Genomic DNA, 15,627 nt, shown 5'->3' with positions numbered 1-15,627 from the left:
TACTTGTTCATCACTGCACGACAAGCCGCTTCGCCTCATCGGGTGAAATCTCAGTATTAAAGCGAATTTGCTCTTCAATAATTTCTACAGGAATAAATCGAACCTGCACGACTGTCGGATTACTTCGATCATCTGCTGGCATCATCTGATTCAGTTGCTTGATTTGACTGAGCGTAGGTACCGTATCCCCTCGCACGACAACTCGGATTAAGGTGTATTGCTTTTGCTGCTCGAACTGAATAGTGTCAATAATATTATTTTTTTGATTTAGTAATTGCTCAATCGCAGTTTTAGATTTAGTTTCATACATTTGTTTTTGCAACATATGTATGAAATTAGCAGATAAATAAATTGCGAGTATCAAAAGGAAAATTAAGCTGATTGCATTTCTTTTGATAAATTCCAAAACATTACTTTGTACTTGTTCATTTGAACCACGTCTGAAACCTGCAATCCACAACACGAGTGAAGAACTAATCTGAATAGCAACCATATTGGTTAAAGCCAATAAAAATGCATTTGCTGAATGACGTAATTCCGCATGGGCTAACAATATGCCACTTGCCACTAATGGTGGAACCAATGCAGTCGCTACAGCAACACCAACCACTGCTACAGATAATCTTGGTGAAATTGAAGCAAACGCTCCTGCTGCACCGCCTGCTAAGGCAATCATCAAATCAATTACTGTCGGCTGAGTTCGAGATAAAATTTCACTAGTTAAAGGCATATTGAAGTTAATCAAACCCAATACGACACCAATACCAAAAATCATCACCACGCCCAGTGCTAGGGTTTTCAGAGCGGTTTGTAATAGAATCCACCGATTATCAATAAATGCTAGTGCAATGCCTGAAATGGGCCCCAGCATCATTGCAACTAGCATTGCTCCTATTACAACTGCGGCTGAGTCTGCCAACAATCCATAACCAGCAATCACTGCAGCTAAAGCATTCATAATAAAATACGTTTTGGTTGGCAAAGCATCTGCCTGAATATTTAGTCGTACATGCTTATGATCAATTTTCCTAGAATTTTCTCTTAAGGCTTGTTTATATCTAAGCTTTTCCTTTAAACGTTCTATATGAGCCTGTTCAGGATGATCATTAATGACGATTGTGGGTTTATCTTTTTCATTTTCCATTGTTTTTATACTCATTTCATAAACAGAAGTTTCATGCAAAGTCCTAATTTACTTTTTGGTTGATTATTTAAATCATGCTTAGTTCAACCTTACTCTAACACCATGTAATTACAATAGAAAAAATATTTAAACTCACCATAATTTACAAAAGGGTTAAGAATTAAAACACTCCTTCTGCATAGCGCGGGTTAAGCTGAAACTTGAAATAGATCATTCGTTTAATTCATCAAATTTCACATACAATAATTGAATGAGGTAACTATGAATTCTTCAGCAGCTCTAAAAGTATATACACGTAATAATTTAGATGATTCGATTAAAGAAGCAACGGTCAAAATTCTAAATCAAATTCTTGCGAATCTGATTGATTTATCACTACTTACTAAACAAGCACATTGGAATATGCGTGGTAGTAATTTTATTGCAGTCCATGAAATGTTAGATATGTTCCGCACCTCAATCATTACCCATCTAGACAATGTCGCTGAGCGTGCTGTGCAAATTGGTGGAACAGCATTGGGTACAACCCAAACAGTCGCTGAAAGTTCACATCTTAAACCGTATCCTGTCGCGATTCATGCTGTACAAGACCACTTGAAAGAATTGGCAGATCGTTATGGTGTAGTCGCAAATCACCTACGTGATACGATCGAAGATATTAAAGACCCAATTTCTGAAGATATTATTCATGCAGCTTTAGAAGACTTAGATCAGTATTTATGGTTCTTAGAAGCCAATATTGACCAAAACTAAGTTTAGTTTATTCAAGACGAAAAAAAGAGGACAATTCAGTCCTCTTTTTTTTCAGCGCTAATTATGGTTTAACCACAACCAGTACCTGAATCGCTTCTGGGGTAACAGAAAGTCCATCAAGTAGTCCTAACCCTTCTTTTTGGAATTTCTGTAAACGCTCAATTTCATCTTGGCGAATACTTGGATTGAATTGCTTCAGATAAGTTAAACGGTCAATTTCATATTGCCATTTACTACTGTAGTGCTCTTTCGCTTGCTGCATCAATTCAGGTAACGAGGTTTTAGCAATATCCAAAGCTTGAGCATAACGTGTCTCAATAACATCACGGCGCGCTTTCACCACCTGACGGCAGCTATTACCATCTAAATGGTGCAAGTATGGACGTAAAATACTTGGATCAATCTTGGCAGATAAATCTTGACCATTTTCGCTCAATAAAACACGGATCAACTGCTTTGGAAGGCTTGATGGTAAGTTCAGGGCTTTTGGTGCAACCACATCCACCTTAAACCAAACTTCCAACAGAACTGAACCTTGTTTTAATGCATTTGATTTCAACAACGCAACATTGGTACTACCAAATGATTGCGTGCGGATCATTTCCATCACACTTTCAATAAATGGATGCTCAAGTGTCAAATACTGCGCATCTTCACGAATCTGTGCCTGATCACGGTAGAAAGTCGCTGTCATACCTTCTTCGTCTAAGGTCAAACCTTGAACCTGCATTTGATCAGTAGGCTTGATGATTACTGTACCGTTGCTTTGCTCATCAAAATCGATATTGGTAGATGACATAAAGCGTTTAACAAACATCGGCAAAGTCGTGTTGTCATCATAGTCTTCAAGTGCTTGTACAATGCCCTGCGCAACGACTGGGCGACAAGAGTTGTACTCAAGCAAACGATCACGACCCGCTTGTAACTCAGCTTCCAAAGCTTGACGTTGTACATTCACTTCTTCAAGTAAATCCTCAAACGTCTGACCTTGATCAGCCAATAAACAGTCTTTCAATTCAACAATAAAGTTCTCTTGCAGCGTTTGCGCCGTCGGAGAAATACTGCTGAAAATATTCAATGCTTCATTATACCAACGGAACATACGCTCTTGCGCTGTACCGATCAAATATGGCACGTGAATTTGAATGCGATTTTCCTGACCAATACGATCTAAACGACCAATACGTTGTTCAAGTACGTCAGGGTTTGCAGGTAAATCAAATAGGATCAAGTCACTGGCAAACTGGAAGTTACGTCCTTCTGAACCAATTTCCGAACATAGAAGAATCTGAGCACCGTAACTGTCTTCGGCAAAGTATGCCGCAGCTTGGTCACGTTCCAATAAACTCATGCCCTCATGGAACATGGCAGTACGAATACCTGCATGTAAACGCAATACATTTTCAAGTGCTTCAACTACTGGTCCACTACGTGCAATCAACAATACTTTTTTATGTTTTAAATCTTTGCGTAGAACTTCCATCAACCATGGCACACGAGGATCATTTTCCATCCAAGCACCATCGAGTTGACCTTCTTCTGGCCACATTTGCTCACGCATTTTGCCGTCAAATGACCAATCTTCTGGTGCTGGTAAAGGCGCTGGCTGGCAATCACGACCCGGGAAACCTTGAATCGCTTCACGTGTGTTACGGAATAAAATACGACCTGTACCGTGACGGTCTAACAACTCGTGAATCGCACGCATACGCTGTTCAGGCTGATCATCAATACGATGACCCAATAAGCCATCCAGAGCAGCAAGATGTTCTTCAGTCAATGCTTCATCTGACATTAAGACTTCGGCAACTTTAGCTGTTTGCTGATATTGTTCTTCTTCGTCAAGGAAACGATCTAAGCGACTAAAACGTTGCGGATCAAGTAAGCGTAAACGCGCAAAATGACTTTCGACACCCAACTGTTCAGGCGTTGCAGTGAGAAGTAAGACACCCGCTGTTTGTTCAGCCAACTCTTCGACAAGATCATAACGATCATTACCGCCGTCTTCTTCACTCCACATTAAATGGTGTGCTTCATCGACAACCAGTAAATCAAAACCTGCTTCAACTGCTTGCTCACGCAAATCATCATGGTCAACCATCAAATCCACACTCGCAATAATGCATTGCTCAGTCAGGAATGGGTTGAGATCAGGATCATGTTCTTTGATCGAAGCAGTACGGGTTAAATCGAATAGAGAAAATTGTAAATTGAAACGACGACGCATTTCAATCATCCACTGATATTGCAGCGAATCAGGCACTAAAATCAGGATACGCTCTGAACGTCCTGTTTTCAGTTGTTGATGGATAATCAAACCCGCTTCAATGGTTTTACCCAAACCAACTTCATCGGCTAACAATACGCGTGGTGCAAAACGTTTACCCACTTCATGTGCGATATACAGTTGATGTGGAATCAAACCCACACGCGCACCTAAAAAACCACGTAAAGGACTGGTATGCATTTTCGCTTGCAATAACATCGCTTCAATACGAAGGTCATACCATTCTTTATAATCAATTTGGCTCGCTAACAAACGCTCTAAAGGTTTTGATAGCTGAATTTGTGCACCGATACGGGTTTCGTTCAATGACTTACGTTCTTGTTCGCCATTTTCTAGGCTACGAACGACATCATAACGCAGCACGCCATGACGATCTTCAACCGATTCAACAATCCACTTAACACCTTCTTGATCTTGCACTTCATCTTTGACATTGAAGATGATACGAGACAAAGGCGCATTGTTTCGTGCATAGACACGAGTTTCATCACTTTTCGGGAATAAAATACTGATAGAACGTTCATCTACATCAATAAGAACACCTAGACCGAGTTCAGTTTCTGTATCTGATAACCAACGTTGACCAATAGCAAACGGCTGCAATTTATTCCACCTTTTTTCATGTTAGCCCACATATTGCATGCCTTAAACTGATGAAAGTTTAAGCTACTTTATGTAGTTTTAAATTTGGTATTATGGTGAAAATGAATCACCAAATAACCTTAATATTTTGACATAAAGCTGACTGAAATAGCGCACTTTACATCTAGTTTGATAAAAAAAATACGATTAAAACGGCACTGGGTAGTCAAAACTGAGTTGAGTACCTGTTTTAGGATGAGTGAAGCTAAGTTGTGTTGCATGAAGACACAAACGTGCATAAAGCTGTTGCTGTTCAGGAGTTGCATATAAGGTATCTCCTAGTATTGGATGACCTAGATATTGCATATGCACACGAAGTTGGTGTGAACGGCCTGTAATCGGAATCAATTTAACTCGGGTTACTGCTTGTCCTTCAATTTCGAAATGCTCAATGGCTTGCCATTCGGTTAATGCAGGTTTGTGATGTGCTGCATCAGCGATATGTAATGGCGGACGACTTGGATCATAAATCACAGGAATATCAACTGTGCCCTGACCCTCTAAATGACCAGCAACCAAAGCTTGATAAATTTTTGAGGTTTGACGGTCTTGGAATTGACGTGAAATATTGCTCTGTCCAAATTTGGATAAACCAAACACCAAAATGCCTGAGGTATCTCGATCTAAACGATGAATGAGTAAAGTTTTCGGTTCTAATTTTAATAAACGATTGATCAGACAGTCTTGTAAATCGGGTGTTTTCCCTGGCACTGTCAGAAGCCCAGCAGGTTTATGGATCACCATAAAATCTTCATCACGATGAATCAAATGTTCACTTAGAAAATCACTCAAGGTAGCCTTCCAACGACTGGATGAAAACAAGCGGGCAATCATAAAAAGCTTGAAGAGAAATTACAATCAAATTTTAGCGAACTCAGTTATTTTTTAGCATGACTCACATTTAAGTCCCAAATAATACTGATCGTTTTCTTTAAATGGTGTATGCCACCACGAACTCAATAGTTTTAAATAAAGTTTTTTAAATTTGATTTGATATCAATATCGAAATTACAAAAAATAAAGTAACTTAACCCAGCCCAAAACTTTGGCAGAACTCTATGTTTTGACTCATGCAACAACTGAGCAATTTAATGAGTTGCAAGAAGAGTTTTGGAAAAAAGAAAGTGAAATCGAAACGGCAGCACGAGAAGCAATTACGCATAATTTTGATGTGATTGCTGGCGCTTATGGGTTTACTGATGCAGATATAGAAGAGCTTATAACAACACGAGATTGGTAATTTTTGTAAAGCAAGCACACTCAGTAGTGTGCTTGCTTTTTATATTTTAGCCTTTCATCTCTGCAAAAGTTTCTTTTGCTGCTTGAATGGTCTCTGCAATATCTTGATCTGAATGCATAGACGAAATAAATCCTGCTTCAAATGCAGATGGTGCAAGATAGACACCACGCTTTAACATGCCGTGGAAGAACTTCTTAAATGCTTCAACATCACAAGCTAACATCGAATCAAAGCTGGTAATGTCCTCTTGATCGGTGAAATACAAACCGAACATACCACCGACTTGCTGAGTTTTAAATGGAATACCTGCTTCATCTGCCGCAGCTTGTAACCCTGCAAGTAATTTTGCGAGCTGTGCAGCGAGCTTGTCATAAAATTCAGGTTCACGGAGATGCTTGAACATCGCGATACCAGCACGCATTGCTAATGGATTCCCTGACAATGTACCTGCTTGATAAACACCACCTAAAGGTGCGATGCATTCCATGATTTCACGTTTGCCGCCAAAAGCACCGACTGGTAAGCCTGCACCAATAATTTTTCCTAAAGTGGTTAAATCTGGTTTTACGTTATAAACCGATTGTGCACCACCTAAAGCAACACGGAAACCTGTCATCACTTCATCAATAATAAATACCGATTTGTACTCATCGCAAACATCACGAATCGCTTGTAAGAAGCCGTCGATTGGCGTCACCAAGTTCATATTGCCTGCCACAGGCTCAATGATGACCCCTGCAATTTCATGACCAAATTTGCTAAAGCATTCTTTTAAAGCTTCAATATTGTTATATGGCAAGGTTAAGGTATGTTTTGCAAAATCAGCAGGTACGCCTTTTGAAGTTGGTTCACCTTCACCTAAAGTGAGTAAACCCGAACCTGCTTTCACTAATAACGAATCTGAATGTCCGTGATAACAGCCTTCAAATTTTACGATTTTGTCACGACCGGTATAACCGCGCGCCAGACGAATCGCAGTCATGGTCGCCTCAGTTCCTGAACTGGTCATTCGTACCAATTCAATTGAAGGCATAATCTCGCAAATGGTGTCTGCCAAAGTGGTTTCATATACTGTTGGTGCACCAAAACTTAGACCATCTTCTGCTGCGGTTTGTACCGCTTTGATAATATCGGGGTGCGCATGACCTAAAATCATTGGTCCCCATGAACCAACATAATCCACATAACGCTTACCATCAACATCCCACAAGTACGCACCTTTTGCCTTTTCAATAAAGACAGGCGTACCACCCACACCGTTAAATGCACGTACAGGTGAATTGACACCACCTGGAATATGTTTATTTGCTTGTTTAAATAACTGTTCTTGCTTTGGAGATAAACTCATAAAAGACTCAACCTAGAATCGAAGAATAAAATGTCGAAACGATGCAAAAAATTATGCAAATAACTTTGCCCATGCATTTACACGAGCAGGAATTTCGGCTGTTGATCGCCCTAATATATCACTAATTACCGCACAAAGGCTTGCTCCTGCCTCGATGACCACTTGGGAATTTTCAAAGGTCAAACCACCAATGGCACATATTGGTACTTCAAACTTCTGCTTTGCTTGTTGGATGACTGCAATTCCAACATTACCTGCTTCAGGTTTAGTTGAAGTGGCATAGACTGCGCCAAAGGCCACATAAGTTGCACCTTCAGCAATTGCCTTTTCAGCCAGTTCTAAGGAGTTTAAGCAAGTGCGCCCAATAATCACACCCTCTGGTAGACGTGCAGTCGCATCGATAATTTCACCATCAGATTGTCCAAGATGTACGCCTAAACCAAATTGTTCTGCCAAAGCTAAATCATCATTAATTACAAATGGAACTTGGTATTTTTCACAAAGTGCTTTGATTTGTTGCACTTCGGATGGTTGAGCTACTCTTGCCACTTTTTTACGGCGATATTGTAAAATGGCAATATGTCCTGTTGCCAATGCAACTTGTAGCTTTTCTAGTAATAATTGGATTGGATCATCATTGGTAATCAGATAAAGACCGCGCATAGTTCAAACTCATCAATTTCATGTATTAAAGTATAAAGCAAAAATATTACGCACTTTTAATAAAGCGCCCACGTGTAATTGCTAATATTACGAATAATAAAATCATGAAAATACCGACACTTCCACCACCTGAGTGATTTGTTTGGCTAGTTTTTTGTTCTGGAATAGTACTTGGATGCAGATAGTTGTTTATCCAATCAGAGTAATTTGTAACTCGCGTATAAACACTAGGATAACCCACCTTGGCACAACCGACACCCCAACTTGCAATCCCAAGCAGATATGGCTTTTCTAAATTGTTTATCGTTAAACCTGCACCGCTATCACCATAACAAGCATCTGTAAGAGTGTCTTGCATCGGTGATTCTGCACAAAGCATATTCTGAGTGATTTGTTGCGCGCTATATAATGATGATGAAGATAGACAATTGGCTAATTTTAGCGTGGTATATCTTAAAGTGGTTGGATACAGCGCAGGATTTCTCATCATTTGCCCTGCGTAATGTTGACAAACTAGAGATTGACTATTGTCACAATCCTCTAATACGCCCCACCCTGCAATTTGCGTCATACTCGCAATCAATGCATTTTGTTTTTCTAAAGTTGGATTAATAATATCGATTGTTTGGCAATTTTTACCACATTTTATAAAATCGACAGCACTTTCCAATTCTAATAGTGCAAGATCGTTATCATAAATACGGTTATTATATTTCTCATGTATATGCCCCTTTTTAACTTTAATAATTTGTCCTAATTGAATACTTTGTAAATTTTGTGCGCCAATCAAAATATAATAATCACTGTTTTGTTTTTCGAGTGGTTCAATACAATGTGCTGCTGTCACCACCCAACGATCTGCAACTAAGCTTCCTGAGCAAATGTAGGATTGATAAGGGTCTAAAGGACTAGTTATGAGTGCAACTTGCCAAGGAATTTGTGCTTCAGATGCTATATTTCCGTTAATAATACGAGGTTGGGGGCTTATCTGTGCAAAGCTTATTTGAGCAATACTCCATAAGATACCCATCAAAGCCATATGATATTTATACAAAGTATTCAGCCTCTTTCATTAGATTACTGTCATTAATAAAAATGGGATTAATGGCGCAAGATCTGCAAAATTACTTTATACTTTGTACAGTAATAAATGATGCACATTGATCAAAATGATAAACTTTATTTCTAAAATCATGCTCCACTTTAAAGATAGAGAGTTTCTAAAAAACTCCCTATCTTTAAGATATCAAATTAACTATTACTAGTTGGACACGTTAGTTCAAAATCCCAAACTGTTCCACTTCTTGGTGCTGTCATACTAATAAAAACAGTCGTATATGGTGCAACCTGAAAAGTTCCTGAACCATTACCCGATACTAAGCCATCGGTAGTAAATACTTGAACTTTTTTATCACTATTTAGTGTAAAGACATCCATGCGGTCTGGAATACTATACATAGAATACGAAACTGAAACATCACCCTTGCCAGCCCCCATATTATAAGCATAAGAGAAAGACCCCTGACCACCAGATTGTTGTTGGGTCGCACATTGACCTAATGTGTCATTCTGACCACTTATAGTCCCTGTATCTCCGCCATTATTCTTGTATGTACCTGTGACTGTATTATTCGTTAAATTTCCCTGTAAAGTTACAAGCTGGCTGCCATTATTTTGCTGTCCTGTTACATTTATTTGCCCCGTAACCCCAACTGTTCCATCCAAAGAATAAGTCTGACCACTATTATTTGCTAAAATCCCTGATACTGGCGTATTCACGATAGGAACAGATTGTGCAGTAGGCAATGTTGCTTTATCTATCTCATTTTGTAATGCAACATCGCTAGTGGAAGATGTACTCAATACATCTGTATAGGTAGGCAATTTATCTAAGCCTTTATCAATAATTATTTGTATTGCCCCCTTAGTTGCCTCAACCAGATTAGTACCCTGTTGCCAAGCATTAATTAATGAATCACGGAAACGATTCAGTTTGGAATTTAAGCCTTCAGCAACAGGCGGCAAACCAACATCTGTATTTACATCATTAATGACTCTTAGACCACCTTGCTGTGCAGTAAAACCACCTATTAACATTGCAGCACTTGTTCCTGCAATAGCCACACCAACAGCCTGACAACCAGGCACAAAACCAGCACAGGCAGAACCTAAAACTAATCCTGTCAATAGACCTCTACGATTTTGTTGAGTCTGTTCAGCAAAACTATTTTTCCACGATTCATTAATCCACGAAAATGCATTGTCAGTATCTAAACTATTTACTGCTTTCGCTTTTGCAGAAGGAACTAAAGCATCAGCCTTGATAATTTCCTGCATCTCATCAGGTAATGCCTGAAAATCACCTGTAATTAATTTTAAGTCATCAATTTGATTTTTAGGTACTAAAGTATACGCACCTGGGTCCGAACTTTGGACTTGTCCAACAATTTGTCCTGTAAAACTTGGCGTTCCAACAATAGGAGCTATCCCTAATTTACCATTTTGATCATAACTCACCACACTGCCGCTTTGATATACACCTTTATTATCATGATTCGTAACAATTAAACGATTTGATTGCCAATAAAATTGAATAAAGTTGCCTGTCTTTTCATCAACAATCCGATCAATATTTCCAGAAGGATCAAATAAAGTTCGGGTTGTCGTTCCATTTTTTTCTGTTGTAACCGCTTGGGTAATCATCTTCCCATTCGCTGTCTGATCTATCAAATAATCTAATTTTGAACCATTTTTACTTTCTAATTGTACAGATGCAGATTGCTTATCTGTACTAATAAAGCTTTTTGCTGTTAACCCAGCAATTGGTTTTGTCGGTTCTTGTATTACTGATGACTTGCTCTCTTCTTCCCCGCCACCGCAACCACTCAATAATAAACTTCCAACTAAAACACTTAATAATGAATATTTCATAGCAATCTCCTTGCTTATATTGCCATTCTTTAGCATTAAAGAAAATTTAAGAGCTGTCTATTCCCCAAATGAGGTATAAATCGGCTTTGTTGGACAAATAGACGAAAGGTAGAGTTGTTCTAATCTTCAGATATTTATGCAACAGCCACCGTTTTAGCTGTACCAAGTTGAGTAAATTTATTCAAAATATCGACTCTTATTTGCAAGTCAACCACCTGACGATTAAAGCATCGACTAGATACACCTTGTCCAAGTCGTTTCAAGGCAAACATTTTAGTCTCTATTCGGGATCGTCGATGATAACCAATATCTCGTTTCCACTGCTTTTGACCCTTGTCCCAACAGCCTTGTACTGCATGATTCCTTGCTTTACCAATTTCATTTTCTGCCCATAAAGCAGCATTGGAACGAGGAGGGATAATTACATTTGCTTGCCGTTTCAAAATCGCATCATAACAATTCACTGTGTCATAAGCACCATCAGCCCTGACAGATGCAATGGGTTCATCAATTTGATCTAAAAGAGGTTGGAGCATTTCAGCATCACCATATTGGCAGGTCGTGACTTCAACCGCTTGTATTTCTCCACTGTTTGCATCTGTCGCAAGATGTAATTTCAGCCATTGACGATGTTGGTTTACGCCATGTTTTTTACGCACCCATTCCCCATCACCTGTAACTTTGATCCCTGTGCTATCAACTAAAATATGCAAGTCTTCCTGTGGATTTTTTGCTGATTTATGTAGAAGTGGCTGGAGCTTATCTGCTCGCCGACTCAATGTTGAGAAGTCTGGAACATTCCAGTCGAGGTGAGCCATTTGAAAAAGGCTTTGAATGAAACCTTGTGTTTGGCGTAAAGCCAGTTGGAACAGGTTTCGTATCGTCAGGGCAAATTGAATTGCTATATCAGTGTAGGTAGGTTGACGTCCTTTTTTTCCAGTAGGTGTTGCAGACCATTGCATTTGGGGATCAAACCAAATGGTGAAAGCACCCCGTTGACGTAAAGCCTGATTGTACTCAGACCAGTTCGTTGTTTTGTATCGGCTTTTTGATTCTGTATTCATCTAACATGTATGGGGATAAAATTTATTTATGCAACAAAGCCCATCTAAAGTAATGTGTGCTGAATTAGCAGGAGACTTCCACTTCGGAGATTCTAGGCAGCTAACCGATAAAAGTCTTCTGCCATTTAATTTGGTGTCTTAAAATCCAAGCCTTTTTGAATTCTTCGCTGGTTATAAAATAACTCTATATATTTTGTAATATCCGCTTTGGCTTCTTTCCTTGTTTTGTAGTTGCGATGATGGACTAGTTCATTTTTGAGTATGCCCTAGAAACTCTCTATCGGTGCATTATCAAAGCAGTCGCCTTTTTTGCTCATTGAACCCTGAAAATCAAATTTCTCAAGTAAGTTTCGATATTCATTACTGCAATATTGGCTGCCTCTGTCTGAATGTACAATGAGATCTTTAGTAGGTTTCTGATTGCGAATAGCCATATTCAATGCATCACAAACAAGCTTGGCTGTCATGCGCTCATTTAAGCTATAGCCAACAACCTGTTTCGTGTAAAGATTTTTGACAGCTGCCAAGTACAACCAGCCCTCAGCCGTCCAAATGTAGGTAATGTCACTCGACCACGCAAGATTAGGCTTCGTCATTGAAAACTGTTGCTTGAGTAAATTGTCATAAATAGAACGGTTGTGATCACTGTTCGTGGTTCTTTTGAAACGCTTATGGCGCTTACAATACAACTGATTTGATTTTTTTATTTGGCGCACAGCATACGTACTTATTTTGATCCCTTGCGCTTGTAAATGCTTGGTTAATCGAACATAGCCATAGCTTTGTTTGGTTTCTTCATGGGCTATTTTGACCAAAATTGTCTGCTGATTTCGCTGAATTGATCTTTTACTCATGCCTCGCTTTAGCCAATCATAAAAGCGAAAAACGGATACACGAAGTAATCGAGCCATTAAAATAATCGGAAATAAGTGGCTTTGCGATTTCATATAGGCGTACCTCACTGACTTTCTTTGGCAAAGTACGCTGCTGCCTTTTTTAAAAACTCATGTTCCATTTCAGCTGTTTTGTACCTGCTAAAGTTCCAGCCTTTGCTTTGTTATTCCAGTTCGAAAGGGTTTGCATTGAAATGCCAAGTTGTCTAGCGGATTCCGATACATTACCTTGGTTCTCTTCAATGGCTTTTATGGCTTCAGCTTTAAATTCTGCGGTGTAAGTCTTCTGTTTCTTGCTCATGGTAAACTCCTAATGAGTATGTATAGTTTACCAAGTTAAACCCTCATGTTTTTTAAGCACACATCAATCATTCTTGAGGTCAACCCGTTATACTCATTTTATATTTATCATTCTTTGCGCTCAGGAGTCATAACATCATGGAAATAGAGCTTAAATTTCAACTTCCTGAATCTAAGAAAAAAAGTGTTTTACAAATATTGAATAAGCAAAAAGCGCAAAAAATTCAGCTCCAAGCCAAATATTATGATACCGCTGACCGCTTACTTGCCAAAAACCATGTCGCTATCCGTTTACGCCAAGAAGGTGAGCATTGGGTACAAACCTTTAAAGCCGCCAGTAAAAATCATCTACAGCGCATTGAAGAAGATATTTATCTGGGTAAATCTGAACAAGAACCAGAACTTGATTTATCACTTTATCAGCACAATCGAACCGTTCAAACGGTGCTACGTGAGATTTTAGGTGATGCTCCTGCTAAGCTAGAATTACAGTTTCAAACAAATGTACAACGAAGTTTCCATGTGTTTGAGTTTCAAGATTCACAGATTGAAGTTTGCTTAGATGATGGTGAAATTCGTACTCCAACCGATCAAGCCAAAATTTGTGAAGTCGAATTTGAACTCAAACAAGGTACAGCACAGGACTTAATTGATTTTACCAAGACATGGGTAGATAAATATCAATTATGGCTTGATGTGCGTAGCAAAGCGGAACGAGGTAATTTACTCGCAGTTGGCAAACGTGTTTCTCCTGCAACCAAAGCCAAAATGCTAAATTTAGCATCTGAACTTAGCGCGGAACAGTCGCTTAAACTGATCGTCGAAAATACCTTAAACCAAATATTGCCGAATGCTGCCGCAATTGCCGATGGTGTCGCTGAAGCCGATCATATTCATCAAGCACGTGTCGGCTTGCGTCGCTTACGTTCTGCTTTAAAACATTTTTCAAATTGGTCAGCACAGATTGATCCAACTTGGGAAAATGAATTAGCAGAACTTTTTAGGGCTTTGGGGCAATCACGTGATCACGATGCAATTCAGGACTCTGTGATTCCGCTTATAAAACAAAGCTGTGATTTTGAATTTCCTCTTGGTGCTGAAATAGATTCCAATATCGCCAAGCTTTTCAGCGGAGCTAAAACAACACAGCTATTCTTATCATTATTTAGTTTTATATATTGTGGTGATAAATCGAAATCAAAATTATCTAAACAAGTGGCTAAAAGTTTGAGCAAGCTTTTTCATAAAATTTTAATTGACGCGACTCAGTTTTCTACACTTACAGTTGAAAAACAACATCGTACTCGTAAGCGTATTAAGCAATTGCGTTATTGCATCGATTTTATTTCTAGGCTTTATCCTGAAAAAGAGGTTCAGCAATTTCTAAATAAACTTGAGCCAATTCAGGAATATTTAGGTTTTTATAATGATCTCTTTGTGGCAGAACAGGTCTTTAAACAACAGGCAGCAGAACAACCACAATTTTTATTTGCACTCGGTTGGGTAAAAGCACAACAACCTCATGTCGCAAAGAAAGCAGATAAAAAGTTACAGGATTTATCGGCTCAAGATATTTTCTGGAAATAGCAATCTCTACACAAACCCACATACTGATCAGTATAAATTTCAACTCACCCCTCTTTGAAAAAGAGGGGGATGAAAAGCTTGACTTGATGAGAAATTATCAAATTCTATCGATATTTCCCAAAAATCTTCCATGTCCCATTATCAGCAATCGGATCACTATAGCTATCATTACGCGGCTTACGCGGCTTATCTCGCGCATCTACCAATTTAAAATGCGGCTCAACACTTAAAATCACGCCATTCATATAAAAACGGGTACGCGTATATTCACTTTGTCCATGTTGAAAGACATAAGTTCGTAAATCAATAAACTCACGATGTGCCACCAAAGCCGCAGTATCATCACTCCCCAGCCACTCCTGCATCGCAAAAATCTGATCGGTCTCAAATTTTCCACATTTTTCGAGCAAAGCCGCTACGCCACGAAAAGTCTTAGATTCTTTAGCCCGTGTTTTATTAATTCGAATACGATCTACATGAAAGAAAAACAGTGGCAAATTTAGATGGCTCGGTAAATGAATTGCATCCACCACTTCATCCTGCATAAAGGGCTGGCAAAGCTGTTGTGCCCTTTCGATCAAAGGCTGCCATTGTTGATAATATTCATCCACTTCATGTTTCAGGCCATAATAAATCGGCAAGCCCTCTACATGCTCTAAATATTGGGGTGGATGAATATGTTGACGTAGTAAAGCGATATCCGTTTTAAGGCTTTGAATTGCAATCGCATCTTGCATAGTGATTATTCTAATTACTTAGGCTATTTTAGATTAAG

12 protein-coding genes and 1 pseudogene are annotated in these 15,627 nt (G+C 39.0%); 3 read left to right on the top strand and 10 right to left on the bottom strand.

Annotated elements, in window-relative coordinates; translation table 11 throughout:
• Positions 1 to 10: 10 nt before the first annotated feature.
• Positions 11 to 1,144 (bottom strand): TIGR00341 family protein, encoded by a 1,134-nt coding sequence (locus CDG55_RS05660; protein WP_087536221.1) that lies wholly within the window; start codon positions 1,142 to 1,144, stop codon positions 11 to 13.
• Positions 1,145 to 1,405: 261 nt separating this feature from the next.
• Here CDG55_RS05660 and dps point away from each other — a divergent pair, with 261 nt between their 5' ends.
• Positions 1,406 to 1,897 carry a DNA starvation/stationary phase protection protein Dps gene (gene dps / locus CDG55_RS05655; RefSeq protein ID WP_004912565.1) on the top strand — a complete coding sequence of 164 codons (492 nt, stop codon included), beginning with the start codon at positions 1,406 to 1,408 and terminating at the stop codon, positions 1,895 to 1,897.
• A 61-nt stretch (positions 1,898 to 1,958) separates the two neighbouring features.
• Here the strand turns inward: dps and rapA are convergent, their stop codons facing one another.
• Both rapA and CDG55_RS05645 read right to left on the bottom strand, forming a co-directional pair.
• A complete protein-coding gene (rapA, locus tag CDG55_RS05650) occupies positions 1,959 to 4,787 on the bottom strand; it encodes an RNA polymerase-associated protein RapA (protein WP_087536220.1) in 2,829 nt (942 codons plus the stop codon).
• A 186-nt stretch (positions 4,788 to 4,973) separates the two neighbouring features.
• Positions 4,974 to 5,618: an RluA family pseudouridine synthase gene (locus CDG55_RS05645; RefSeq protein ID WP_171287511.1), complete on the bottom strand. Its 645-nt coding sequence runs from the start codon at positions 5,616 to 5,618 to the stop codon at positions 4,974 to 4,976.
• Positions 5,619 to 5,889: 271 nt separating this feature from the next.
• Between CDG55_RS05645 and CDG55_RS05640 the strand changes: the two genes are divergently transcribed.
• Positions 5,890 to 6,066, top strand: a complete 177-nt coding sequence (locus CDG55_RS05640; protein ID WP_265736129.1) for a DUF5713 family protein — start codon at positions 5,890 to 5,892, stop codon at positions 6,064 to 6,066.
• A 46-nt stretch (positions 6,067 to 6,112) separates the two neighbouring features.
• On the opposite strand, the gene hemL is transcribed toward CDG55_RS05640, so the two are convergent.
• The 6 genes and pseudogenes from hemL to CDG55_RS05610 form a co-directional block, all read right to left on the bottom strand.
• Entirely contained in the window at positions 6,113 to 7,414 is a 1,302-nt protein-coding gene (gene hemL, locus CDG55_RS05635) for a glutamate-1-semialdehyde 2,1-aminomutase (protein ID WP_087536218.1), read from the bottom strand.
• Between the two features lie 51 nt (positions 7,415 to 7,465).
• Positions 7,466 to 8,077, bottom strand: coding sequence for a thiamine phosphate synthase (thiE, locus tag CDG55_RS05630; RefSeq protein ID WP_087536217.1), 612 nt, complete (start codon positions 8,075 to 8,077; stop codon positions 7,466 to 7,468).
• Between the two features lie 46 nt (positions 8,078 to 8,123).
• On the bottom strand, positions 8,124 to 9,131 hold the full coding sequence (locus CDG55_RS05625) for a S1 family serine peptidase (protein ID WP_228252567.1): 1,008 nt from the start codon (positions 9,129 to 9,131) through the stop codon (positions 8,124 to 8,126).
• 197 nt (positions 9,132 to 9,328) lie between these two features.
• Positions 9,329 to 11,008 (bottom strand): hypothetical protein, encoded by a 1,680-nt coding sequence (locus CDG55_RS05620; RefSeq protein WP_087536216.1) that lies wholly within the window; start codon positions 11,006 to 11,008, stop codon positions 9,329 to 9,331.
• A 134-nt stretch (positions 11,009 to 11,142) separates the two neighbouring features.
• The gene (locus tag CDG55_RS05615) at positions 11,143 to 12,072 is read right to left on the bottom strand and encodes an IS5-like element ISAba10 family transposase (RefSeq protein WP_111313897.1); all 930 of its coding nucleotides are present in this window, start codon (positions 12,070 to 12,072) and stop codon (positions 11,143 to 11,145) included.
• Between the two features lie 125 nt (positions 12,073 to 12,197).
• Positions 12,198 to 13,266, bottom strand: a pseudogene (locus tag CDG55_RS05610) (IS3 family transposase).
• A gap of 137 nt (positions 13,267 to 13,403) precedes the next feature.
• On the opposite strand from CDG55_RS05610, the gene CDG55_RS05605 reads away from it, so the two are divergent.
• Entirely contained in the window at positions 13,404 to 14,852 is a 1,449-nt protein-coding gene (locus tag CDG55_RS05605) for a CYTH and CHAD domain-containing protein (protein ID WP_087537013.1), read from the top strand.
• Between the two features lie 104 nt (positions 14,853 to 14,956).
• Here the strand turns inward: CDG55_RS05605 and CDG55_RS05600 are convergent, their stop codons facing one another.
• Positions 14,957 to 15,589 carry a hypothetical protein gene (locus tag CDG55_RS05600; RefSeq protein ID WP_087537012.1) on the bottom strand — a complete coding sequence of 211 codons (633 nt, stop codon included), beginning with the start codon at positions 15,587 to 15,589 and terminating at the stop codon, positions 14,957 to 14,959.
• Positions 15,590 to 15,627: the final 38 nt, after the last annotated feature.

It is taken from the genome of Acinetobacter sp. WCHA45, assembly GCF_002165255.2.
Lineage (GTDB): Bacteria > Pseudomonadota > Gammaproteobacteria > Pseudomonadales > Moraxellaceae > Acinetobacter.
This window is presented reverse-complemented; position numbering and strand designations above follow the sequence as displayed.